Source organism: Hornefia porci (assembly GCF_001940235.1).
GTDB lineage: Bacteria > Bacillota > Clostridia > Peptostreptococcales > Anaerovoracaceae > Aminicella > Aminicella porci.
The window spans coordinates 1,634,381-1,657,461 of record NZ_MJIE01000001.1 but is presented as its reverse complement, the minus strand read 5'-3'; the positions used below and the strand labels follow the sequence as shown (position 1 = coordinate 1,657,461).

General features: G+C 52.9%; 21 protein-coding genes. All 21 read left to right on the top strand.

From position 1 onward, the window contains the following. Positions 1-8 precede the first annotated feature (8 nt). Entirely contained in the window at positions 9-1,484 is a 1,476-nt protein-coding gene (locus BHK98_RS07825; RefSeq protein ID WP_075713116.1) for a 4-hydroxyphenylacetate 3-hydroxylase family protein, read from the top strand. Positions 1,485-1,502: 18 nt separating this feature from the next. Beyond that, the gene (gene ilvD, locus BHK98_RS07820; protein WP_075713114.1) at positions 1,503-3,248 is read left to right on the top strand and encodes a dihydroxy-acid dehydratase; all 1,746 of its coding nucleotides are present in this window, start codon (positions 1,503-1,505) and stop codon (positions 3,246-3,248) included. A 25-nt stretch (positions 3,249-3,273) separates the two neighbouring features. Continuing rightward, positions 3,274-4,767, top strand: coding sequence for a UxaA family hydrolase (locus tag BHK98_RS07815; protein WP_075713112.1), 1,494 nt, complete (start codon positions 3,274-3,276; stop codon positions 4,765-4,767). 235 nt (positions 4,768-5,002) lie between these two features. After that, the gene (locus BHK98_RS07810; protein WP_075713110.1) at positions 5,003-6,037 is read left to right on the top strand and encodes a TRAP transporter substrate-binding protein; all 1,035 of its coding nucleotides are present in this window, start codon (positions 5,003-5,005) and stop codon (positions 6,035-6,037) included. A 153-nt stretch (positions 6,038-6,190) separates the two neighbouring features. Next, complete coding sequence (locus BHK98_RS07805) at positions 6,191-6,781, top strand: TRAP transporter small permease (protein ID WP_075713108.1); 591 nt, start codon at positions 6,191-6,193, stop codon at positions 6,779-6,781. Beyond that, complete coding sequence (locus BHK98_RS07800) at positions 6,781-8,085, top strand: TRAP transporter large permease (RefSeq protein ID WP_075713106.1); 1,305 nt, start codon at positions 6,781-6,783, stop codon at positions 8,083-8,085. Before BHK98_RS07805 ends, BHK98_RS07800 begins: the two co-directional genes overlap by 1 nt. Positions 8,086-8,186: 101 nt before the next feature. Next, complete coding sequence (locus tag BHK98_RS07795) at positions 8,187-8,645, top strand: protease inhibitor I42 family protein (RefSeq protein WP_075713104.1); 459 nt, start codon at positions 8,187-8,189, stop codon at positions 8,643-8,645. A gap of 95 nt (positions 8,646-8,740) precedes the next feature. Further along, entirely contained in the window at positions 8,741-9,532 is a 792-nt protein-coding gene (locus BHK98_RS07790) for an SDR family oxidoreductase (protein ID WP_075713102.1), read from the top strand. A 126-nt stretch (positions 9,533-9,658) separates the two neighbouring features. Further along, positions 9,659-10,081, top strand: coding sequence for a hypothetical protein (locus tag BHK98_RS07785; protein WP_075713100.1), 423 nt, complete (start codon positions 9,659-9,661; stop codon positions 10,079-10,081). After that, positions 10,012-11,664 carry a sigma-54 interaction domain-containing protein gene (locus BHK98_RS07780; RefSeq protein ID WP_075713098.1) on the top strand — a complete coding sequence of 551 codons (1,653 nt, stop codon included), beginning with the start codon at positions 10,012-10,014 and terminating at the stop codon, positions 11,662-11,664. Before BHK98_RS07785 ends, BHK98_RS07780 begins: the two co-directional genes overlap by 70 nt. A 257-nt stretch (positions 11,665-11,921) precedes the next feature. Continuing rightward, positions 11,922-13,385 carry an alanine/glycine:cation symporter family protein gene (locus BHK98_RS07775; RefSeq protein ID WP_075713096.1) on the top strand — a complete coding sequence of 488 codons (1,464 nt, stop codon included), beginning with the start codon at positions 11,922-11,924 and terminating at the stop codon, positions 13,383-13,385. A 120-nt stretch (positions 13,386-13,505) separates the two neighbouring features. Beyond that, positions 13,506-14,660, top strand: coding sequence for a pyridoxal phosphate-dependent aminotransferase (locus tag BHK98_RS07770; protein ID WP_075713094.1), 1,155 nt, complete (start codon positions 13,506-13,508; stop codon positions 14,658-14,660). A 13-nt stretch (positions 14,661-14,673) separates the two neighbouring features. Then, positions 14,674-15,651 (top strand): C-terminal binding protein, encoded by a 978-nt coding sequence (locus BHK98_RS07765; RefSeq protein ID WP_075715079.1) that lies wholly within the window; start codon positions 14,674-14,676, stop codon positions 15,649-15,651. A gap of 137 nt (positions 15,652-15,788) precedes the next feature. After that, positions 15,789-16,736, top strand: coding sequence for a sugar kinase (locus BHK98_RS07760; RefSeq protein ID WP_075713092.1), 948 nt, complete (start codon positions 15,789-15,791; stop codon positions 16,734-16,736). Next, positions 16,733-17,368, top strand: coding sequence for a beta/alpha barrel domain-containing protein (locus BHK98_RS07755; protein ID WP_075713090.1), 636 nt, complete (start codon positions 16,733-16,735; stop codon positions 17,366-17,368). The genes BHK98_RS07760 and BHK98_RS07755 overlap by 4 nt, the downstream gene beginning before the upstream one ends. A 2-nt stretch (positions 17,369-17,370) precedes the next feature. Then, positions 17,371-18,375: a 2-dehydro-3-deoxygalactonokinase gene (locus tag BHK98_RS07750; RefSeq protein WP_075713088.1), complete on the top strand. Its 1,005-nt coding sequence runs from the start codon at positions 17,371-17,373 to the stop codon at positions 18,373-18,375. Continuing rightward, the gene (gene eda, locus BHK98_RS07745) at positions 18,376-19,041 is read left to right on the top strand and encodes a bifunctional 4-hydroxy-2-oxoglutarate aldolase/2-dehydro-3-deoxy-phosphogluconate aldolase (protein ID WP_075713086.1); all 666 of its coding nucleotides are present in this window, start codon (positions 18,376-18,378) and stop codon (positions 19,039-19,041) included. Then, positions 19,038-20,024, top strand: coding sequence for a C-terminal binding protein (locus BHK98_RS07740; protein ID WP_075713084.1), 987 nt, complete (start codon positions 19,038-19,040; stop codon positions 20,022-20,024). The genes eda and BHK98_RS07740 overlap by 4 nt, the downstream gene beginning before the upstream one ends. Then, positions 20,021-21,187, top strand: a complete 1,167-nt coding sequence (locus BHK98_RS07735; RefSeq protein ID WP_075713082.1) for a pyridoxal phosphate-dependent aminotransferase — start codon at positions 20,021-20,023, stop codon at positions 21,185-21,187. The genes BHK98_RS07740 and BHK98_RS07735 overlap by 4 nt, the downstream gene beginning before the upstream one ends. A gap of 20 nt (positions 21,188-21,207) precedes the next feature. Then, on the top strand, positions 21,208-22,224 hold the full coding sequence (locus BHK98_RS07730; protein ID WP_075713080.1) for a zinc-dependent alcohol dehydrogenase: 1,017 nt from the start codon (positions 21,208-21,210) through the stop codon (positions 22,222-22,224). Positions 22,225-22,360: 136 nt separating this feature from the next. Continuing rightward, positions 22,361-23,029, top strand: a complete 669-nt coding sequence (locus tag BHK98_RS07725) for a GntR family transcriptional regulator (RefSeq protein WP_075713078.1) — start codon at positions 22,361-22,363, stop codon at positions 23,027-23,029. Positions 23,030-23,081 lie beyond the last annotated feature (52 nt).

The window sequence follows — 23,081 nt, the reverse complement described above, 5'->3', positions numbered from 1 at the left end:
AGCCTGATATGGCATTGAAGACGGGCGCAGAATATATTGAAAGTCTGCGCAGTATGAAAACGAGAGTATATATGTTCGGCGAGCAGATTGAGAACTGGGTGGACCATCCGATGATCCGCCCGTCCATCAACTGCGTCGCCATGACCTATGAGCTGGCGAACGATCCGCAGTACGAGGATCTGATGACGGCGGAGTCTCATCTGACCGGACATAAGATCAATCGGTTCGCGCATATTCATCAGAGCACAGAGGATCTGAAGAAGAAGGTGAAGATGCAGCGGCTGCTGGGTCAGAAAACCGCCAGCTGCTTCCAGCGGTGCGTGGGAATGGACGCGATTAACGCGGAGTACTCCACAACCTATGAGATCGATCAGAAATACGGAACGGATTACCACGGGAATCTGAAACGTTTCCTGGAATATATTCAGGAAAACGATCTGGTTGTGGACGGAGCGATGACCGACCCCAAGGGGAACCGCGGGAAGGCTCCCCACGAGCAGGAGGACAAAGATCTCTATCTGAGAATCAAAGAGCGGCGTGAGGACGGCATTGTCGTCCGCGGCGCCAAGTGCCACCAGACCGGCTCCGTCAATTCCCACTGGCATATTGTCATGCCGACCATTTCAATGGGACCGGACGACAAAGATTACGCAGTGTCCTTCGCCTGTCCCAGCGACGCGGATGGGATGTTCATGATCTACGGTCGTCAGTCCTGTGACACCAGAAAACTGGAAGAGGGCGCCGATATGGATCTGGGCAACAAAAAATTCGGGGGTCAGGAAGCCCTTGTCGTCTTCGACGATGTGTTCATCCCGAATGAATATATCTTCATGTGCGGTGAATATGATTTCGCCGGAATGCTGGTAGAGCGTTTCGCAGGCTATCACCGGCAGAGCTACGGCGGCTGCAAGGTCGGCGTCGGCGACGTGGTGATCGGCGCGGCGGCTCTGGCTGCTGAATATAACGGGTGCGAAAAGGCATCGGCGGTGAAGGACAAGCTCATTGAGATGACACATCTGAACGAGACTCTTTACTCCTGCGGTATCGCATGTTCCTCCGAGGGCCATCCTACGGCGTCCGGCGGCTACATGATCGACCTGCTGCTGGCGAATGTATGTAAACAGAACGTTACACGTTTCCCCTATGAGATTGTTCGCCTGGCAGAGGACATCGCCGGAGGCATCATGGTTACTATGCCTTCTCAGAAGGACTTCCGGTCGGATCTTCCGGTGGGCAGAAACGGCGAGACGATTGGTGACTTCTGCAACAAATTCTTTGTCGGGAACGGAATCTGCTCTACCGAGGACCGCATGCGCGTCATGCGCTTCCTGGAGAACATCTGCCTCGGCGCGGCCGCCGTCGGCTACCGCACCGAATCCATGCACGGTGCGGGCTCCCCGCAGGCGCAGCGCATCATGATCGCCCGTCAGGGAAATATCCAGGGTAAGAAACAGCTTGCGAAGGATATCGCAGGGATTGAATGAAAATAAGGACGTGATAGTATGACGAAAAAGTTTGATAAAAAAACAGAAGGTCAGAACGCATCATGGGTCCGGTGGATATGGCCGCAGAGCGATGCTCTGCGGCTTGGCATGGGATGGGATGAAGAAGATGTAAATAAACCGTATATTCTTGTGGAGGACGTATTTGGTGAGTCTCATCCCGGAAGTATCCATCTGAATCAGCTGGCTGTACAGATCAGAGACGGAATTGTCTCTTCCGGAGGTCGGCCGGCATCTTATCATGTTACGGATATTTGTGATGGATGTGCGCAGGGACACGATGGTATGAACTATGTCCTCGCACAGAGAGAAGCGATTGCTGATATGGTTCAGATCCATGGCAGTGTGCACCCTTGGGATGGTCTTGTTCTTGTCTCGTCTTGTGACAAATCAATCCCGGCACATCTGATTGCCGCGGCAAGGCTGAATCTGCCGACGGTTTTTGTACCGGGAGGTTCCATGCGGCCGGGCCCATATCTGACCGATGCGGGACGTGGCGGTGCAGTGGCACTCGGAAGACGTCAGGGGACAATGGATGAGTTTGAAGTCGGGCAATATATCAGGACAGGATGTCCCTCCTGCGGGGCCTGTCAGTTCATGGGAACGGCCAGCACAATGCAGTGCATGGCAGAGACTCTGGGACTTGCACCTCCGGGCTCCGCGCTTTCTCCCGCGACAATGAATGATATTCGCAGAACTGCCCGGGCTGCCGGACATATGGTGATGTCGCTTCAGCGTAAAGGGATTACAGCTGCTGATATTATGACAAAAGCTGCGATTCGGAATGCAATTGTGATCCACGCGGCAATCGGAGGTTCAACAAATGCGTTCCTTCATCTGCCGGCCCTGGCGCACGCCCTCGGCACTCCTCTGGATATCAGTGAATTTGATGAAATTAACAGAAAGGTGCCTCATATCTGTAATATTGCTCCGAGCGGAAAGTATCCCTCAGAACTGTTCTGGTTTGCCGGAGGCGTTCCGAAAGTGCAGGAAATGCTGTCTGACATGCTGGATCTGGATGTCATGACAGTGACAGGAAAACCCTTGGGAGAGAACCTTGAGATGCTTCGCAGAAGCGGGTTCTATGAAAGAGGCCTTGGCTATTTAGCGAACTATGGCGTTTCGCAGGATGAAGTGATGTTCCCTCGTGATTCTTGTGCGGCCTTCGGCTCTGTGGCGGTGCTGAGAGGGAATATTGCCCCGGAAGGAGCGGTGGTAAAATACTCTGCCGTTTCAGAAAAAATGCGATACCATGTGGGATCTGCCCGCGTGTTTGACAGTGAGGAGGCTTGCAATCAGGCTGTGGTAGATCAGACGATTGATCCGGGATCGGTGCTTATTATTCGTTATGAAGGACCCCGCGGATCAGGTATGCCGGAAATGTTCATGACGACAGAAGCGATTATGAACGACAGCAAACTGAAGGATTCCACTGTTCTGATTACCGACGGCAGGTTTTCAGGAGCGACCAGAGGCCCCTGCATCGGTCATGTGTCGCCGGAGGCACAGGCAGGCGGCTCGATTGCCTTTGTTCAGGATGGTGATATTATCGAAGTGAATATCCCGGACAGGACTCTGAACATCATTGGCATAAACGGGAAAAAAGAAACGCCGGAGAGGATTGCGGAAATCCTGAAAGAAAGAAGTAAAGATTTTGCGCCCAAAGATATCACAAGCAGAACCGGAATTTTCAGAAAGTTTAGTGAACATGCCGCATCTGCTGTGTATGGGGCGTATTCCGACTGATTGACGGAAGCATAGGAGAAACATTATGAAAGCAATGAAACTGTACCCCGCAGATACAGTCGCGCTGGCCGCAGATGAGCTGAAAAGAGGCGATGTTGTTTCTGTAGACGGTGAAGAAATTGAAATACTCGATGATATCCCTAAGGCGCATAAATTTGCGCTGAAAGATTTTGAAGAGGGGGAGTCGATTCGGAAATACGATAACATTATCGGAACTGCATCCCGAGCAATCAGGAAAGGGGAATGGGTTCACAGTCACAATGAAGTCACGACTCTCGGCAGCGACAAGGAATATTGCTATGAACCCGCAGAAGAAGCTGTCTATCCGGGAACGTCGAGCCTGACATACATGGGATATAAACGAGATGACGGAAGCTGCGGGATTCGGAATTATATTGCGCTGATTTCCACAGTGTTCTGCGCGAACGGCCCGTTGTCGAAACTTGCCGCCGCAGCAGCTCAGAAGTATTCGACGAATGATCATTTTGACGGCTTTGTGGCACTGGAGCAGGAATTCGGCTGCAGCCAGACCGGAACGGATCTGGTCACGACAGAACGTATTATTGCTAATGTAGCACGATCCGCGAATTTCGGCGGGGTGCTTTTCGTGAGTCTCGGATGTGAAATGGCAATTCCGTCAAAACTGGAAAAATATCTTGAAGGCGTGGATCGGAATCGTATCCGGGTTATCACGCTTCAGGAAAGCGAGGATGAGCTTGCAGAAGGTCTGGATAAAATAGGAGAACTTGTGGAGAATCTGGAAAAGGACCATCGAGAGCCGCTTCCGATCAGCAGTTTACACGTTGCGGTCAACTGCGGCGGGTCAGACGGGTATTCCGGGATCACTGCAAACACGATGCTGGGAACGCTGTGTGATAATCTGGTCAGCAAAGGAGCGACCGTTAATATGACGGAAGTCCCCGAGATGATGGGAGCCGAGCATATCCTGATGAATCGCGCCAAAGACGAAGAAACGTTCAACAGGATAGTGAAAATGATTCGTGATTACAATGCGTACTTCGCCCGCTACGGGGAAAAAGCGGCAGATAATCCGACACAGGGAAACAAAGCCGGCGGACTGACCACTTTGGAAGAAAAATCTCTCGGCTGCATTCAGAAAGGCGGACATTGCGCGGTCATGGGCGTTTATGACTACGGTGAGCGGGTTGACACTCAGGGATACGTTTTAGTAAGCGGGCCCGGAAATGACCTTGCAGGCGTGAGCGGTCAGATTGCTGCGGGAGCAGTACTGACAATCTTCACAACAGGGCGAGGGACACCGTGCGGCTTCGCAGGTCCGACCTTCCGCCTGTCTTCGAACAGTGAACTGGCCAGACGCAAACCGACCTGGATTGACTTTGATGCCGGACGGTTTCTGGGAGCAGACAAAGAGAAAAAACAGGCACTCAACAGAGAACTCTATGACGCAGTTCTGGATTGTATCAACGGGGCTCTGACAAAAAACGAACGCAATGGGTATTTCCAAATGGGAGCGTTAAAGGACGGCGTTACATTGTAAGCCAAGACGTCTTGGGGGAAAGAGCGGAACACGAAATATGCTTTTTTGCATCAAAATATGCGTGATTGCATGAAAAATCAGACGAAAAAAAGGCGTGAAGGCAGAAAAGCAGTAAAATTGCGACTTCAGAAATTGGCACGAAAACTGCTACTATATAGTATTGTACATATTGGAAATGGATCCGGTCGCTACACTATTTACGGATTTATGTATGAATGTTTGAAGGAGGACTAATATGAAGTTGAAAAAAATCACGGTTGTGCTGCTGGCAATTGCAGTTGCCGCTGCATTTACCGCATGCGGAGGGAGCGGATCATCATCCGGTTCCAGTGACAAAGTGACTCTCCACTTTGCAAACACTCTGTCCACATCAAATGCTTGGAACAGAGCAGCCAAGGATTTGAAGAAAGATTTGGATGAGAAATCAGATGGAAAAATTGAACTTGTAATCGATGCCGGCGGCGTACACGGGACGGACAAAGAACAGGCTGAAACGTGTGCCAGCGGAGATCTGGCGATGTGTATCGGTTCCACTGTCGGACTGGACGCATACGTCACAGAGATGGGCTGGATCAATATGCCTTATGTACTGCACACCATGGATGACGTCGAGAAATATGTATTCGATGAAGACGGATGGATGGGCAAGGAAATGACCAAAGAAGCCGCGAAATATGACATCAAGGTTCTGGGCTATACTTCAAATGACTTCAGATGGTTGAGCAATTCCAAACACCCGATCAAGTCAAAGGATGATATCAAAGGCATGAAGATCAGAGTACCGGAATCTCCGATGTATCTGACTTTCTTTAAGAATCTCGGTGCAACGCCGACTTCCATTCCGTTTACAGATCTGGCATCTGCGCTTCAGCAGAAGACCGTTGACGGACAGGATAACGGACCGCAGATTTCCGTACCGAACGACCTGCAGTCTTTCCAGAAGTATTGGACAAAGACGAATCACGCCTATGCTCCGGCGGTGGTCTATATCTCCCAGAAAGTATGGGATAGCCTGAGTGAGGATCAGCAGAAGATTCTGTCCGAATGCGTGGATGACTATCTTGACGAGGTTAAGGAGAAGGTTGCCTCAGACTATAAAGGTTTTGAAAAAACGATGAAGGAAGATGGATGCCAGGTTATCGAAAATACAGACACCCTCGATAAGCAGATGCGTGCCGCAGCTGAAAAGACATGGCAGACCAAATCCGTAACGAAGAACTTTAACCAGGATGCCGTTAACAGAATTCTGGAGGACGCCGGTCTTAAATAACAGTTCAAAGAACCGAGTGAAATTCAAAATATTTGTAGCGACAAATTTGCCACGGAGGCCATGCTGCCAGGCATGGCCTCCGCATATGTAACATGAACATGGCAAGATGAAGTATGCTGAATTAAACGGCATATGTTACGAAAGGAGTTATGCATGAAGAAAAAAAAGAATCCGGTAACAATGATTAACGATATTCTTTTTTCCATTGAAAAAGAAGTTACCTGGGTGCTTTTCCTGGCGATGTTGATCCTGCTGGTGATACAGGTTTTGTGCAGATATGTGCTGAATATGCCTCTCGCCTGGTCCGAGGAGATATGCCGCATGCTGTATGTAGCAGTAAGCTTTACCGGAGCGGCGATTGCGACGAGGGAAAGATCCCATATTTCTATCAATATCCTGCCGGCAATTGTTAATGGGATTACCCATCATGATGAGAAAAAAACCAATATGATCCTGATAATATGCGATGTTATTATGAGTGTAATATGCATTGCATTCTGGGGATGGCTCACAGTAATATTGACGAATTATACTATCACAGTTAAAAATTTGAATACACTTACCCCGGCAATACAGTTCCCGCAGTATCTCGTATATGTCGCATGTGTGATATCCGGTGCATTGATCGTAATTCATTACTTCCTCAATATGATTGAGATGTTTATTAACAAGGAGACAATGAAACCGGTTGAAGACGCAGATCTTGCGGAGGTAGCAGCAGATGGAAAGGAGGCGGCTCACTAATGATTTATTTAGCAATTTTTCTGGGAGTATTCCTCGTAATGGGACTTATATTCCGTGTTCCTATTCCGTTTGCCATGGGAATCGGTGCTGTTGTTACAATGGCTTATGCCGGCATCAATGTGAATATCACCGCACAGGCTTCGGCACAGGCTCTGGATAAATTTACGTGGCTGGCGATTCCTGCATTCATCTATGCGGGAGACATCATGGCGGCGACCGGAATTTCCCACGCTATCATGGTGTTCGCCAAATCCATTGTCGGACGTGTCCGCGGTGCCGCGGGTGCGGTAACGATTGTGACCTGCATGCTGTTCGGAGCTATTACAGGTTCCTCCATTGCCACAATTTCCGGTATCGGAGGAATGATGCTTCCGGAACTCGACAGAGAAGGTTATGATCACAAATACGGAACGGCATTAATCAGTGTATGCGGATTCCTCGGCATTCTGATCCCGCCTAGCATCCCCGGAATTCTGTATGCTATGATGGCGGCACAGAATATTATGAAAGTCTGGCTTTGCACAGTAGGTCCGGGACTCCTTCTGGGACTGTCCTATATAGCGATTAACTGGTGGGTCGTCGGCAGAACAGAGGAAAAAGTGAAAGAACCCTTCCACTTTGGGGAATATATTGTTAATATCGGAAAGAGCACATGGAGCTCGCTGATCGGACTGATGATGCCGATTATCATTTTTGTCGGAATTTACGGCGGTATCTTCACGCCGACTGAAGCAGGTGCTGTTGCAGTTGCATACGGACTTATTATCGGCTGGATTGTTTTGCCGGTGTTCAAGAAAAAATTCCCCGAGAAGGGGATCAGAGCAATCACAACAGATTCTGCCGTGACGGCAGCGACGATCGCGATGCTGAACGTATTTGCCGCTGTTGCGGGAAAAATGATTACGTACACGAGAATTCCGGAGATATTGACGAATGCAATGCTGTCGTTGACGGATAATAAGGCGGTATTCCTGCTGATTCTGAATATCCTTCTGATTCTTGTGGGAATGTTTATGGAGACAAACAGCAGCATCCTTCTGCTCGGTCCGATCCTTATTCCGGTTGCGACCTCTTATGGAGTAGACCCGATTCATTTCGCTGGAATTATGCTGTTGAATCTGGAAATCGGAATGATTACACCTCCGTTTGCCGCAAATCTGTTTGTCGGATGCAGGGTTGGAAGAGAAGACATCGGCGCGGTAATACCCAGAATGGTTCCGTTCTTTGGAGCGTGTATTATCGTACTTCTGCTGACGACCTATGTGCCGCAGATTGCGATGTTCCTGCCCGGACTTGTCAAATAACCGCTGCCGGCAGATTTTGTCGGACAGAAACCGAAAGAGTACCCCTTCAGGGCTTCCCCGGAAGATAAGCTTCAGGGGAAGCTTGCTATAGGAGCTTTGTTATGGATACGAAACAAAAGGAAAGTACGGAGGATAGAAGAAAATTTCTGGAGGAAACGGCAAATGCGGCCAGAATGAAGCAGGCTGTCCTGACAGTTATCTTTATCGTTGCTATTTTGGCGGTATGTCTGCATTTCGGTTATCCGGACGATCAATATCAGATTGAAAAGGAAGCCGATAAGAATGAAGGATATCTGTGGAAATGTAAGGTGGAAGACGAATCAGTCGTAAAGCCGGAAAGAGATTACTATGCGAACGGAACTTTTGTATTCGTGTTCAAAGCTGGAAAACAGGGAAAGACGAAAGTGATTTTTACTCTGACAAAGGGAGAGAGTAATAAGATTCTCAAAGAAGAAACCACGACAGTAAGTGTGGACTCTTTTCACAAAATATTATTTAAAGGGAAAACACAAAACGAGAATCCGCTGATAAAGAAAACAGACAAAGAGGCGGACGAATGAAGAGGCACAGAAGATGGGCATCCGGAAGTCTGCCGGTAAAGTTATCATGAAAAAAACGGAGTAGTAAATCAGAAAACACCGGAAAGGGAACAGATATGAATGAAGAACAGAAAACGGCGCGCGTTAGTCTTTTCGATCTGACGGGATGCAGAGCTATTGTCACCGGCGGCACCAGAGGTCTTGGAAAGCATATGGCGGAGGGCCTGATGGAAGCGGGCTGCCATGTTGTGATTTTCGGAACGAGTGAAAAAGTGAAGACTGTGGCGGAGGATTTCCGTCGGGACGGGTTCCGGTGCGGCGGCATCCGGACGGATCTGTCGGATGAGGGACAGCGCGAGAAGGCGTTTGCTGAAGCCGTGGAGTTTCTGGGCGGTCTTGATATTCTGGTCAACTGCGCCGGGATTCAGCGGCGGCATCCGGTGACGGAGTTTCCCGATACGGAGTGGAACGATGTGCTGGAGGTGAATCTGACGGCTCCGTTCCACCTGAGCCGGCTGGCGGCCCGGGAATTTCTGAGGAAACCGCAGCCTTACGGCAAAATCATTAATATCGCTTCGATGCTCAGCTTTTTCGGCGGGTATACCGTAGCGGCCTACGCGGCCTCCAAAGGCGGGATTGCGCAGGTCACCAAGGCGTTCTGCAATGAACTGGCGGCGGACGGGATCAATGTCAATGCGCTGGCGCCGGGTTATATGGACACGGAGATGAATTCCGCCCTGACCGATCCGGAGAATCCGCGGTTCCGGGCGATTACAGACCGGATCCCGGCGGGCCGCTGGGGCACCGGGGAAGACATGAAGGGCGCGGTGGTGTTTCTCGCGTCCCGCGCCTCCGACTACATTAACGGCGCTGTCATTCCTGTGGACGGAGGATATCTGGTTCGGTAGGGTGCGGCGGAGAGCGCAGAGAAGCAGGCGCTGTGAGCGTGGGGAACAAAGTACAATGTGTGCGGAGAACAAAACGCAGTAAGCGGGAACTGTCGACTCGCGCAGTGAGCGGAAGGAGTAAGAGGCATGAAAAAAATATGCCTGATCATGCTCAACATAAGAACGGCTCAGGATTATCGGAAAGACCTGTACAGCATTTTCGGCAACAGTGTTACCATCGATATTTTGTCGTTTGATGATTACAGTAAGGAAAAGGTCAGCGATGTTGACCTTTTTCTGCTACATAACAATTATCTTCTGAAAGAAGTTGATTTCCCGCTGGAGTTGCCCATGGGGGTTCCGGTAGTGGACATCCGGCTGGATTTCGATTACCGCAGTCTGAAGACGCTGAAGGAGTTTCCCCGGGGACCCGGGCCATCTATGCCAGCGCGTCGGAGGGGTTCACCAACGAGGGACTGTCCCGGCTTCTGCAGATCGGCATGGACAATATTGAGTGGATACCCTTTTTACCTTCCCGCTCCTGGTACAGCGATGCAGACGTTCTGCTGACCCCCGGAGAACCGCAGATTATTCCGGAGGAACTGAAAGCCCGTTATCCGCTTGTGGACATCGGAGCGCGCAGTCTGGCGCCGCATGTGATCGACGAGATTATTGAAGGACTGAACATGGAATTTGTGCGAAACTGGTCGAATTACAAAGACTATGTGAAGCAGTTTCCGTACCGCAATCAGCGGGACAATGATCTGATCGACACCAGTCTGGAGGTCCGTCAGGGCATTGAAGCGCTGAGCGGCATTCTGGACGATGGCGTGATCACAGTCAACGAATTCGGCAAGATCATCAGCTTCAACCAGAAAGCGGCGGAGGCGCTGAAGGTGGTCGCCGACGACGTCATCGGGAAAGCCGCCTGGGACTTCAGCGAGGAAATTTTCGGCGGACTGAAGGATTTCAAGGATACGGGAGCGATCCCGATGCACCGTGAAATCAGCAGAGGCAAGTCGCGGCTGGATTTCCATTTTCATCCGCTGATGAAGGATGGAGCGTACCGGGGCACTCTGATTCTGATTCATGTAAACCGGAACGACGATGTCGGATTCCGGCAGATCATGAACCTCGGGCATCGGGCCAAATATCACTTTGAGGACATCGTCGGCGATCGGATGAAAACTCTTGTCGAACAGGCGCAGAGGATGGCGGTGATCGATGCGTCTATCCTGATCACGGGAGAGACCGGAACCGGGAAGGAGCTTTTCGCCAGCTCGATCCACAATGCTTCGGCGCGAAACCGGTATCCTTTTGTCGCCGTAAACTGTTCCTCGCTGCCGGAGAGCCTGATGGAAAGCGAACTCTTCGGATATGAGGAAGGCTCATTCACGGGAGCACGGAAAAACGGCAGGGTCGGACTGTTTGAGCTGGCCAACGGAGGAACGCTGTTCCTGGACGAGATTGAGGTCATGAGCTCCCATATGCAGTGCAGTATTCTGCGGGCGCTTCAGGAGCACGAGATCATGCGTCTGGGCGGGAACCGTCTGCTGCCGGTGGATGTCCGCGTCATCGCCTGCAGCAATGTGGATCTGCAGGAGCTGGTACGCCGCGGAGAATTCCGGAAGGATCTCTATTACCGGCTGTCGGCGCTTCAGCTCCGCCTCCCGCCGCTGCGCAGCCGGGGCGATGACGTGCTCCAGCTTGCGGAGCACCGGATCAGAGCGGAGGGATATCACTATACTCTCTCCGGAGAACTGAAGCAGATGTTCACCCGGCTTCACTGGGACGGAAATGTGCGCCAGCTGTACAACTGTCTGGATTTTTTTCGATGCCTCGGCAAACCGGTCATCGAGGCGGACGATTATCCCTATGAGCCGGAGCTGAAGGAGCCGGACGGAGAGGCCGCACCGGAGGACTTTATTCTCCGGCTGCTCTACCGGGCGTTTCGGGAGCATCTGAATCTCGGACGGAAAGGAATCGCACTGGAGGCGGAGAACAAAGGACAGTTTCTGACGGAGGCCCAGATCCGCAGAATCCTGAAGGAGCTTGAGGAGCGCGGCATGGTTGCCGTGAACAAAGGAAGGGGCGGCAGCCGCATCACGGAGAAGGGAATCCGGTACTGTGAGGAGCATTCGGCCGGCTTCTAAATGGCGGTTAAATGGAGAAAATGGCTGAAGTGTACGCTTGCGCCGGAGGCCACGGCTGCAGAAAATCCGTTGCCGATCTTTGGATCAATGCCTGAGACTCGTGAAATTTCAACAGTTTATTGATCAAAAATGATAGACCTGTGACTTTGTTAATTGTTTGGCATACTATTTGCTCTTTATGCAGAATGAATCGTTAACCATATGGGATTCATTGTTGATGGAGAGAATTGCTATTATCTCTAAAAAAGGAGGTTCGTATGTTTGCTAACGTTATCTCATGGATCAACGGGTATCTGTGGAGTACGCCGATGCTCGTTCTGGTCGTGTGTGCAGGTCTTTATTTTACTTTCCGGCTGCGGTTCGTGCAGGTCCGGAAAATCCCGACACAGCTGCATCTGCTGTTTAACGGGAAATCATCAGAGCGTGGAATGTCCTCGTTCCAGGCTTTTTGTCTGGCTATCGCGGGTCGTGTGGGCACCGGAAATATTGCCGGCGTCGCTACCGCTATCGCCGCGGGCGGTCCGGGAGCGTTATTCTGGATGTGGGTCATGGCGCTGATCGGCGCGGCGACATCCTTTGTTGAATGCACCATGGCGCAGCTCTACAAAGGAGAGGTCAACGGTGAGTATCGCGGCGGTATCGCTTATTATCTCGGCAGAGGAACCGGAATTCAGTTTCTCGGCTATCTGTTCGCGGTAGTAATGATCGTGGCGGAACTGGCGATGTTCGGTATTCAGTCACACGAGATCGCAGCCGCGACGGAAAACGCTTTCAGCGTTCCGACATGGGTCACCGGCGTTGTACTGATCGTGTTCCTGGCGCTGATCATCTTCGGCGGAGCTAAGAGAATCGCATCGGTGGCGAATATCGTCGTCCCGTTCATGGCGATTGCTTACGTTCTGATCGCGCTGATTATCCTCTTTGCGAATGCGAATAATATTCCGGAAACCTTCGCGACGATTTTCCAGAGCGCGTTCGGCGCTGGCCCGATCGGCGGCGGAATGATGGGAGCCGCAGTTCTTTGGGGCGTCAGAAGAGGCGTCTATTCCAACGAAGCCGGTATGGCGACGGCTACGCAGTCCGCGGCGGCGGCAGAGGTGTCGCATCCTGCCAAGCAGGGTCTGGTGCAGTGCTTCTCCGTGTACATTGACACGCTGTTCGTCTGCACGGCGACCGGCCTGATGCTGATCTCCACAGGCGCGTACAACGTCATCGCGCCGACGGGCGGTTTCCTGGTGCACAATCTGGATACGGAGGCCGGTGCGGTCTGGACGCAGGCGGCGGTAGACTCTCTGGTGCCGATCGGCGCGCAGTTTGTCGCGATCGCTCTGATGTTCTTCGCGTTCACGACGATCATGAACATGTTCTATAACTGTGAGACGGCGCTGACATTTTTCTTCCACAAATCCGGAAAGATGCCGTCAGGCTATGTTGTAAGTATTCGTCTGATTGTAATGTTATTCGTGTTTATCGGAACAGTGGTAAGCGGGAGCACGATCTGGTCTCTGGGCGATGTCGGCTGCGGAATGCTGATCTGGGGGAACGTGTTCTGCCTGCTCTTCCTGGTGCCTAAGGCGGCGCTGCTGCTCCGGGATTTCGAGTCGCAGCAGAAGCAGGGAATTGATCCGGTGTTCAATCCGTCACAGTATCCACAGCTGGGGGACCTGCCTTTGTGGAAGGACGCCTATGAGGGGTATGAATCCGGAAAACTGAAGAATTAAGCAGTGCAGTATCGGAGTTTAAGGCATTTTCAGTTGCTGAACAGGCATTAACAAAAAGAGATTCGGGAAAGATGATAAGACAGGCTTCTTATCATCTTTCTTCAAGGAGGGATACAGAGAATGAAAATCAGCAGAAAAGTCAGCGCGCTCCCCGCATCGGGAATCCGTCGGATGTTCGATCTGGCGGCCGGCTATGAAAACGTGATCAACCTGTGCATTGGCGAACCGGACTTTGACACGCCGGAGCACATCATTGAGGCCGGATGCTGCGCGCTGCATCACGGATATACCAAATATGTCGCCAACGCCGGTCTGCCGGAGCTCCGGGAGGCGGTAGCGGCGAAGATGGAGCGGGTGAACGGGATTCCCTGCAGGGCTGAGAACGTGATGATTACCAACGGCGCCGGGCAGTCACTGATGTCGGTCATCCAGTGCGTGACCGAACCGGGCGACGAGGTGATCGTTCCGGACCCCGGATTCCCCAATTACCTGGGCTACATGAGTCTGGCGAGGGTTACGCCGGTTCCCGCGGCAGCGAAGGAGGAGAATGAATTCCGGCTCCGGGCGGAGGACATCGAGGCGCATATTACAGAGAAAACCAGCGCCATCATCATCAATTCCCCGTGCAACCCGACCGGCGCGGTGATGGATCGGGAGGAACTGATCCGAATCGGGGAACTGGCGGAAAAATACAATCTGAACATCATTTCAGACGAGCCTTACGAAGCGATTCTCTACGACGGCAGAGAACTGTTCAGTCTGGCCTCCGTCGAGCGGTTCCGAAATCGCGTCGTCACGGTGAACAGCTTCTCCAAAAGCTATGCGATGACGGGCTGGAGAGTAGGCTACACGGTGGGACCGTCTGAGCTGATCCGGGCGATGACGCTCCTTCAGGAATCTCTGACCTCCAGTGTCAACGCGGCGGCGCAGTACGCGGCGGCCGTGGCCCTGGACTCAGATCAGACAGCGACGGTTCAGATGAAGGATGTATATGAAAAACGCCGGAACACGCTGGTGAAGGGGCTGAACGATATTCGCGGCGTGTCCTGCATCCGCCCCGGCGGCGCCTTCTATGCCTTTGTAAATATCAAAGAAACAGGAATGACCTCCATGGAGCTGGCACAGCGCCTGATTGAGAAATGCCAGGTGGTGACCACGCCGGGAAGCGCGTTCGGGAACGCCGGCGAGGGGTATATCCGCATCTCATACGCTTCCGCGACGGAGGTTCTGGAGGAGGCTGTGGAACGGATGAAAAAGGAACTTGGAGAAAAGTGAGGGAAGAAGGAAAATGGCAAAATATAAAGTCGTGATCACGGATCATGAGTACAAGTCGATTGAAAACGAGAGAAGGATTCTGGAGCCGCTGGGCGTCGATCTTCAGGATTATCAGTACAGGGACGCGGAGAACATTCTGCGGGTCGCGAAGGATGCGGACGCCATCATTGTCCAGTACGCGAAGATGCCCCGGGAACTGGTGGAACAGCTGGACCGCTGCAGAATCATCGCACGCTATGCGACGGGATTTGACGGCATCGACCTGGACGCCTGTACAGATAAAGGGATTTACTTCTGCAACGTGTCTGATTACTGCAGAGAGGAGGTTTCCACTCACGCACTGGCGCTTCTGCTGGAAATGGCGCGACGCGTCGGACGGTACAATTCCTGGACCCACAGCGGCAGATGGTATTCAATGCCTGGAATCCAGCACAGTCTCAGAAATCAGGTTATCGGCGTTATCAGCTTCGGACGGATCGCCAGGAGCTTCATCGACAAAGTGAAGCCTCTTTGCGACAACATCTGGGTCAACGACAAGTATGTCAGTGAGAAGGATATGCTGGAATACGGCGTGGTGCCGAAGAGTCTGGAGGAAATTTACGAGAACGCCGACTACATTTCCGTTCACTGCCCTCTGACGGAAGAGACCCGTCACATGTTTAGCCGGGAGACCTTCCGGAAGATGAAGAATTCGGCAGTGCTCATCAACGTTTCCAGAGGGCCGGTGGTGTCCGAGGAAGATCTCTGCGAGGCGCTGGATGAGGGGCAGATCGGCGGTGCTGCACTGGACGTGTTGGAGACAGAGCCTCCTTCGCCGGATCATCCTTTGTTCCGCTATGATAACGTCGTCATCACGCCCCACACCGCATGGTATTCCGAAGAATCGCAGGCGGTTCTGCAGTCTACGCCTGCAGAGGACATCGCCCGTGTGCTACGTGGAGAACGGCCGCTGAATGTGGTGAATAAAGAAATTTTTGATCGGCTGGACTGACCGGGCTGTCACAGCAGAAACGGGGGCGCCGGTCTGAGAAGAGGACAGACCGGAGGGCAGACAGAGCAGAACCCGGCGGTACGGGACAGGGATGCTGGAATGAGAAAAGACTGAAAATGAAGAAAGGAAGGAGAATTATGGCGGAAATCATCACGATGGGAGAGCCGATGGTGGTGCTGATCCCCCAGGAAGAGGGGCCCTTTGCAGAAGTCGGACTTTTTTCCAAAGGCGCCGCCGGCGCGGAGCTGAATGTAGCCATCGGAGCAAGCCGGCTGGGTCACAGTGTCCGGTACATTTCCAGACTTGGCAGAGATTTTCTGGGCGAGTATCTTCTGGAGGTCATGAAGCGGGAGGGACTGGACGTTTCCGCAGTAAGCACAGAGACTGACCGTCTGACCGGGTTTTATTTCAAGACAAAGGTACCGTCGGGCGATCCGCAGGTGTTTTATATGCGGAAAAATTCCGCGGCGTCGGGTCTCTCGCCGGCGGATGTCACCCCTGAACGCCTGCAGGGAGCCAGATTCTTTCATCTGACAGGAATTACGGCGGCGGTTTCAGCGTCCTGTCTGCAGGCATGCCGCAGAGCGAAAGTGCTGGCGAGGGAGCAGGGGCTTCAGGTAACTTTTGACCCGAATCTGCGCCCCGCTCTCTGGAGGAGTGAGGAGGAGATGATTTCCTCACTGAACGGGCTGGCGGAAGGCTGTGATTATATACTGCCGGGAGTAGCGGAAGGCCGGCTGCTGACCGGATGCGACACGCTGGAGGGTATTGCCGATTTTTATCTGGAGCGTGGAGTGAAGGCGGTTATCGTCAAGAACAGAAGTGAAGGAGCATACTACAAAACCGCTGCGGGAGAATGCTCCCGTATTCCCGGATTTCACGTAAAGAGGATTGTGGATACAGTAGGAGCGGGAGACGCTTTTTCGGTCGGTGTGCTCACCGGGCTTACGGAAGGACTTCCGCTGTCTGAGGCAGTGCGTCGGGGCAACGCCATGGGTGCGATTATGATTACCTCAGCCGGAGACAATGACGCGCTTCCCGGACGGGAAGAACTGATCCGTTTCATGGAGGAGGCGGAAGTATGAGAACATATCCGGAGATTCTGTCTGAGCTGCTTCGAAACAGAATAATAGCGATTCTTCGTGTCAGGGATGCAGAAACGGCCGAACGGGGCGTGCGCGCGCTGGCCAACGGCGGAATCCGGAGTATTGAAATCGCGATGAACACTCCCGGCGCGCTGGACGTTATCCGAAGAACTTCAGACTGCCGGGAACTTCTTGTCGGAGCGGGAACTGTTCTGGACGAGACGACCTGCAGACTGGCAATTATGAACGGAGCACAATATGTCGTAACGCCGACGTTAAATGAAGGTGTGATCCGTTGTGCCGGACGGTATCAGAAGCCGGTAGTATGCGGCTGCATGACGCCGACGGAGATGCTCCGGGCGGCAGAACTGGGTGTGAACATGATTAAAATCTTTCCGGCATCAGAGTTTTCGCCGTCCTCTCTGCGTGCATTCAAGGGACCCCTTCCTCAGTTCCTGATGGGGCCCACGGGGGGCGTAAATCTGGGCAATCTGAAAGACTGGGACAGAAACGGAGCCGACTTCTTCGGGATTGCCGGGGAATTCTCTACACTGGCAGACGCCGGTGAATTTGAACGTCTGACGCAGATCGCGGCAGAATACATGCTGGAAGCAGGGAAAAGAGGAGAATGAACATGGCGGAATACATGGTTACGATTGACGGCGGAACAACGCGGACGAGACTTTGTTTATGGAAGGGAGAGGAACTGGCAGATACCGTGCGAGCGGATGTCGGTGCCAGAACATGTGCGGTGAACGGCGATACGATGATCTGGAAGCAGACGATCCGCAGAATGCTCACAGAGATTCTGGAGAGAAACTGTGTTGAGGAGACCAGTATCGGGGCTGTCGTCGCCAGCGGCATGCTGACCTGTAATCTCGGAATCTGTGAGGTGCCTCATCTGACTGCGCCGGTCCGCCTTAAGGATTATCCGCGGCAGATGGTGCGGAGCACTGTGCCGGAGGTGACAGAGCACGAAATATTCTTTGTTCCCGGATTGAAAAATCACGCGGGAGCACCGATGCGCGGCGACGAGCTCCGAGACTTCGATATCATGAGGGGAGAGGAAACGGAGGTGTTCGGCCTGATCCGGCGTTACGGGACCGGACAGGACACGGTATTCGTTCTGCCGGGTTCTCATAACAAGTATATCTATGTCAGTGCGGACGGAGTGCTCTGCGGCTGCAAAACGACGCTTTCCGGGGAACTGATTGAGGCGGTTACCATGAACACGATTCTGGCTGATTCACTGGAGAAACGTTTTATGTCGGCAGAGGAGTATGATTTTTCCTGTTTGCGCCGGGGATACCGGGACGCCATGGAGGAGGGCCTGACCAGGACGCTTTTTCTGGTGCGCCTGCAGGAACTGTTCACGGAAACATCCGGAGGGGGTATGCGCAGTTATCTCCTGGGTGCAGTGCTGGCCGGAGATGTGGAGTTTCTGAAAAAATCGAGACTGCCTGACGGAAACGGAGATGTGCGAATCATTATCGCCGGCAGCAGCCCCGTGTGCCGGGCGTTTTATGATCTGCTGACGGCAGACGGGGATTTCCCGCATGTGGAGCTTGACGCAGACGAGGCGTATCCGCTGGCCGCGCTGGGAGCCAGATATCTCTATGAACAAAGGGAGGAACAATAAATGGATATCATGAATGTAATCAGAGAAAATGGAGTTGTACCCGTAGTCGTACTGCACGATGCGGAGCATGCTGTGGCGCTGGCAGACGCTCTGGCCGGCGGAGGGCTACGGTGTGCGGAGGTGACGCTGAGAACGCCCGCGGGACTGGAGGCGATCAGGCGTATATGTGCGGAACGTCCGGAAATGCTGACGGGAGCCGGAACTGTGATGACCGTGGAGCAGGCAGAGGCTGCAGTGAAGGCCGGAGCACAGTTCATCGTGACGCCGGGGCTGAATGAGCCGGTCATGGAATATTGCATAGCGAACGATATTCCGATCTTTCCGGGATGCATGGATACCTATGCTATCGAGAAGGCAATTGCGGCGGGCCTGCGGACAGTGAAGTTTTTCCCGGCTGAGCCTGCGGGAGGCCTCGCTATGCTGAAAGCTCTCGCTGCGCCATACGGAGACCTTTCCTTTATGCCGACCGGCGGAATCAGCGCGGCCAATCTGGCGGAGTATATTGCATTTGAGCGGATCCTGGCTGTCGGCGGAAGCTGGATGTGCAGAGCGGATATGATAGATGCAGGGAATTTTGATGAGATCCGCCGTCTGAGCGCGGAGGCGTCAGACATCGTGCGGACGGTGAGAGCACCGGAACAGAGCGGAGAAAGTGAGGGAGCATGAACAAAGTCATCATCACAGATTGTGATCACAGCAGCATCAACATCGAACGAGCGGTGCTCCGCGAAGCAGGGATCGGGTTCGACTATCTTTGCTGCAGAAGTGAAGAGGATCTGATCCGGGAATGCAGAGGCGGCGAGGTGATGCTCAATCAGTATGCGCCGTTTACGGAAAGAGTTATTGCGGCGCTGTCTCCGGAGCTGAAGCTGATTGTGCGGTATGGCGTCGGGGTGGACAACATAGATGTGGCCGCGGCGACAAAATATGGCGTGGCGGTCTGTAATGTTCCGGATTACGGGATGAACGAGGTGGCAGACCATGCGGCGGCCATGGCGCTTTCACTGGAGCGCCGCCTGAATCAGATGGTTCCCCATACCCGCTCCGGACAGTGGGATTATGCCGCGTCAGTACCGATTCACAGGCTAAGTGAACAGACAATCGGAATTGTAGGTCTTGGGCGTATCGGAAGAATGTTCGCCCGCAGAATGAGCGGCTTCGGATGCAGGCTGATCGGGTTCGATGAATTTTATCCTGCGGGGATCATCGCAGAGCATTCCGTGGTGACCGTAACGTGGGAGCAGCTCATCGCGGAATCGGACCTTATTTCGATTCACTGTCCGCTGACGGAGTCGACACGGGGTCTGTTCAACGCCGACGTTTTTTCCGCGATGAAACCGGGCGCATACCTTATCAACACTTCCCGCGGTCATATAGTGGATGAACAGGATCTGCTGAAAGCACTGCAGGACGGCGAAATTGCGGGAGCGGCGATGGATGTTATGGCGAAGGAACCGGCGGATCCGGAAGATCCGCTGCTGCAGCTGCCGAATTTCATCGCGACTCCGCACATGGGCTGGTATTCCGAGGAAGCGGCAGAGGAGCTCAAGCGCAAGGTCGCGGAGGAGGCGGTTCTGTTTCTGACAGGCAGACCTCTCCGTTATCAGCTGAATAAAACGAAGAAGGAAAAGGAGAGAACAGAAGGATGAAAGACTTCTCACAAAGAGCGCTGAATGTTCCTCCGTCGGAGATCCGCAGAATGTTTGCGATGCAGGAGGGAATGGAGGATGTGGTCAGCTTCGCACTCGGAGAGCCGGACTTTGACGTCCCGGATCATGTGGTGAGGGCGATCATTGATTCGTATGAACGCCGTGAGACACACTATACTCCCAACCGCGGACTGAAGCCTCTGCGGTCGGCAATCGCGTCAGAATACAGAAGACGGGGCCTGAACTACAGTGAAGATGAAATTCTAATCACTCCCGGCGCTGTCGGTGCGCTGAATCTGATCAGTCTGCTGCTGATGCGGGAAGGGGACGAAGTGATTCTTCCCGATCCCTGCTGGTCGAACTATATCGGGCTGGTCGCTCAGACCGGAGCCGATGCGGTACCGGTGAAGGTCCGGGCAGAGAACCGGTTCATGTTCGACCTGGACGAGCTCGCCGCAGCTGTAACCGACAGAACCAAGGCGATTTTAATCAATTCTCCGTCCAACCCGACGGGAGGAGTGCTGGACAGGGCAACGATAGAGGGAATCGCCGCATTGGCGATGGAACGGGATCTCTACGTAATTTCGGATGAAATTTACCGGGAACTTCTCTGGGATGGAACAAAGTACACAAGCATCGCGTCTGTACCGGGGATGAAGGAGCGGACACTTCTGGTGGACGGCTTCTCAAAGACCTTTGCGATGACAGGGATACGGCTGGGATATCTGGCCGCTCCGGAGCATATGATCGACCGGATGAATACTCTTTTGGAGAATGTTTTCTCCTGTATCAACGAGCCGATACAATGGGGCGGTGTAGCCGCGCTGGAGAACGGTAGGGAAGACGTGGAGAGAATGAAGGCCGTTTACCGTAAACGCCGCCGTCATATTGTGGACGGACTGAATGCCATTGACGGAATCTCATGTGCGGATCCGGCGGGGGCTTTTTACGTGTTTCCGGACATCAGCAGAAGCGGGCTCTCCTCCGCGGATTTCGCCATGTGTCTGCTTCAGGAGGAGCATGTCGTGACGATACCCGGGAGCGGTTTCGGCGCCGGCGGGGAAGGTTTTGTCCGCCTTTCCTATGCCGTAGATACAGAGACAATTGACGAAGGTCTGCGCCGCATCCGGCGGTTTATGGAAAACCGGACCGGTCGCAGATGAAATTACAAGGAGGAATATAAATGAAAGCATTAGTATACACCGGACCGGAAAAGGTCGAAGTCAGAGAGGTGCCTATGGTCCCGCCTGCTCCGGGGCAGGCCAGACTGAAAGTGACGTACTGCGGCGTCTGCGGATCGGATATCGGAATCTATTCCGGCAAACATCCCAGGGCGAAAGCTCCGCTGATCATGGGTCATGAATTTATCGGTGTCATCGAGGAGATTAACGGAGAGAGCAACGGCTTTCAGCCGGGCGATCGGGTGGCGGCGTATCCGCTGATTTCCTGCGGAAAATGTTACCCCTGCAGAACGGGAAAAAGTCATGTGTGCAATACGCTGAAGCTGATCGGAATCGATCTGGACGGCGGTATGGCAGAATACGTAAACTGCAGCACTGACGTGCTGTTCCGCCTGCCGGACGATGTTCCCGACTCGGTTTGCGGAATTATTGAACCGCTGGCAGTGGCCGTCCACAGCGTGCACCGCTCAGGCTTTCGTCCACTGGACAGCTGCGCGGTCATCGGAGCAGGGCCCATCGGTCTGCTGATCGGACTGATGCTGAAGGACGCGGGAGCATCCCGCATTATTGTATCCGACATCTCAGAACCGCGCCTGGAAATCTGCCGTAAATTCGGGCTGGAGACAGTCAACAGCCGGATCGCATCGCTGACGGATTATGTGATGGAGGCGACGGGCGGAGACGGCGTGAACGTACTGTTCGAGTGCTCCGGCGTTGCGGCGGGAGCATCCGAGATGACCTATCCGGTCTGTGCTGACGGAATGATCACACTGGTCGGCGTTCACAAAGAACCCCGTCAGGTAATCCTTTCAGACATGCATTTCCGTGAGTTGAATCTGACCGCGACCAGAGTCTACGAGAAGGCAGAATTCGGTCAGGCGGTCCGCTATACTGAGAAGCTGAAGGATGAGCTGGCAGGGATAATCACCCATACAGTTCCGCTGGAAGAGAGCGAAAAGGTCTTTGACCTGATCGCCGACCCTGCGCAGAAGGCGATGAAGGTCGTGATACAGGTATAGGGAGAGCCGGATCCCGCCGGAAAGACTGAGGTCATACAAGTGCAGAATGGGGGCGTGCGCCAGAATCCGCGCTGAGATTTATTTGACATACAACACGTATACAGATATAATGTTAGCGCAACGGAGGTGGAAAAGAATGGCGGATGCGAGGAATTTTGCTGCAAAGAAAACAAGCAGCCTGACCGATAAAGCGTATCGCGCGTTGAAAGAGAGCATATGCAGCATTTCGATCGAACCGGGCACGCTTCTGAGCGAGGGTCGGATCGCAAAAGAACTGGGGATGAGCAGAACTCCGGTGCGGGAATCTCTGAAGCTGCTGGAAAATGAAGGACTTGTTGAGATAAGAGTCGGAATAGGAGCCTTTGTAAAACAGATAAGCTATAAAGAACTGATGGACTTGTATGCAGTCCGAAGGGTGATGGAAGTGCTGGCTGTTAAAACGTCGGTAGACAATATCAGGAAAAGCGAGATCAGACAGCTGGAGGAGGAATTTAAAACACTCCTGAAGAAACATGCGGAGAATGAAGAAATTACAGTCGGCGAGTTCATAAATACCGACCTTGCACTGCATAAACTGATTATTGCCAAATGTGATAATCAGTACATCCAGAGTTTCATGGACACGATTTTTGACAACATAAAAAGAGTGCAGACCGTTTCCTATGAGGAACTGGATGACATTGAAGAGAGCACGAAGCAGCATCTGGAGCTGCTTGATTTGATTGAACACAGGAAAAAAGAAGAACTTGCCGTAAAGCTGGGAGAACACATTGACTGGTCAATGAGCTGCATCCGGGCGTATTAACGTATAAAAAGAACTTTTCTGACTGTGACTGTCGCATGGCTTTGCGACAGTT

Coding starts and splice junctions, on each gene's coding strand:
- BHK98_RS07825 (WP_075713116.1), top strand. CDS start 9: ATGGCATTGAAGACGGGCGCAGAATATATTGAAAGTCTGCGCAGTATG.
- ilvD (WP_075713114.1), top strand. CDS start 1,503: ATGACGAAAAAGTTTGATAAAAAAACAGAAGGTCAGAACGCATCATGG.
- BHK98_RS07815 (WP_075713112.1), top strand. CDS start 3,274: ATGAAAGCAATGAAACTGTACCCCGCAGATACAGTCGCGCTGGCCGCA.
- BHK98_RS07810 (WP_075713110.1), top strand. CDS start 5,003: ATGAAGTTGAAAAAAATCACGGTTGTGCTGCTGGCAATTGCAGTTGCC.
- BHK98_RS07805 (WP_075713108.1), top strand. CDS start 6,191: ATGAAGAAAAAAAAGAATCCGGTAACAATGATTAACGATATTCTTTTT.
- BHK98_RS07800 (WP_075713106.1), top strand. CDS start 6,781: ATGATTTATTTAGCAATTTTTCTGGGAGTATTCCTCGTAATGGGACTT.
- BHK98_RS07795 (WP_075713104.1), top strand. CDS start 8,187: ATGGATACGAAACAAAAGGAAAGTACGGAGGATAGAAGAAAATTTCTG.
- BHK98_RS07790 (WP_075713102.1), top strand. CDS start 8,741: ATGAATGAAGAACAGAAAACGGCGCGCGTTAGTCTTTTCGATCTGACG.
- BHK98_RS07785 (WP_075713100.1), top strand. CDS start 9,659: ATGAAAAAAATATGCCTGATCATGCTCAACATAAGAACGGCTCAGGAT.
- BHK98_RS07780 (WP_075713098.1), top strand. CDS start 10,012: ATGGACAATATTGAGTGGATACCCTTTTTACCTTCCCGCTCCTGGTAC.
- BHK98_RS07775 (WP_075713096.1), top strand. CDS start 11,922: ATGTTTGCTAACGTTATCTCATGGATCAACGGGTATCTGTGGAGTACG.
- BHK98_RS07770 (WP_075713094.1), top strand. CDS start 13,506: ATGAAAATCAGCAGAAAAGTCAGCGCGCTCCCCGCATCGGGAATCCGT.
- BHK98_RS07765 (WP_075715079.1), top strand. CDS start 14,674: ATGGCAAAATATAAAGTCGTGATCACGGATCATGAGTACAAGTCGATT.
- BHK98_RS07760 (WP_075713092.1), top strand. CDS start 15,789: ATGGCGGAAATCATCACGATGGGAGAGCCGATGGTGGTGCTGATCCCC.
- BHK98_RS07755 (WP_075713090.1), top strand. CDS start 16,733: ATGAGAACATATCCGGAGATTCTGTCTGAGCTGCTTCGAAACAGAATA.
- BHK98_RS07750 (WP_075713088.1), top strand. CDS start 17,371: ATGGCGGAATACATGGTTACGATTGACGGCGGAACAACGCGGACGAGA.
- eda (WP_075713086.1), top strand. CDS start 18,376: ATGGATATCATGAATGTAATCAGAGAAAATGGAGTTGTACCCGTAGTC.
- BHK98_RS07740 (WP_075713084.1), top strand. CDS start 19,038: ATGAACAAAGTCATCATCACAGATTGTGATCACAGCAGCATCAACATC.
- BHK98_RS07735 (WP_075713082.1), top strand. CDS start 20,021: ATGAAAGACTTCTCACAAAGAGCGCTGAATGTTCCTCCGTCGGAGATC.
- BHK98_RS07730 (WP_075713080.1), top strand. CDS start 21,208: ATGAAAGCATTAGTATACACCGGACCGGAAAAGGTCGAAGTCAGAGAG.
- BHK98_RS07725 (WP_075713078.1), top strand. CDS start 22,361: ATGGCGGATGCGAGGAATTTTGCTGCAAAGAAAACAAGCAGCCTGACC.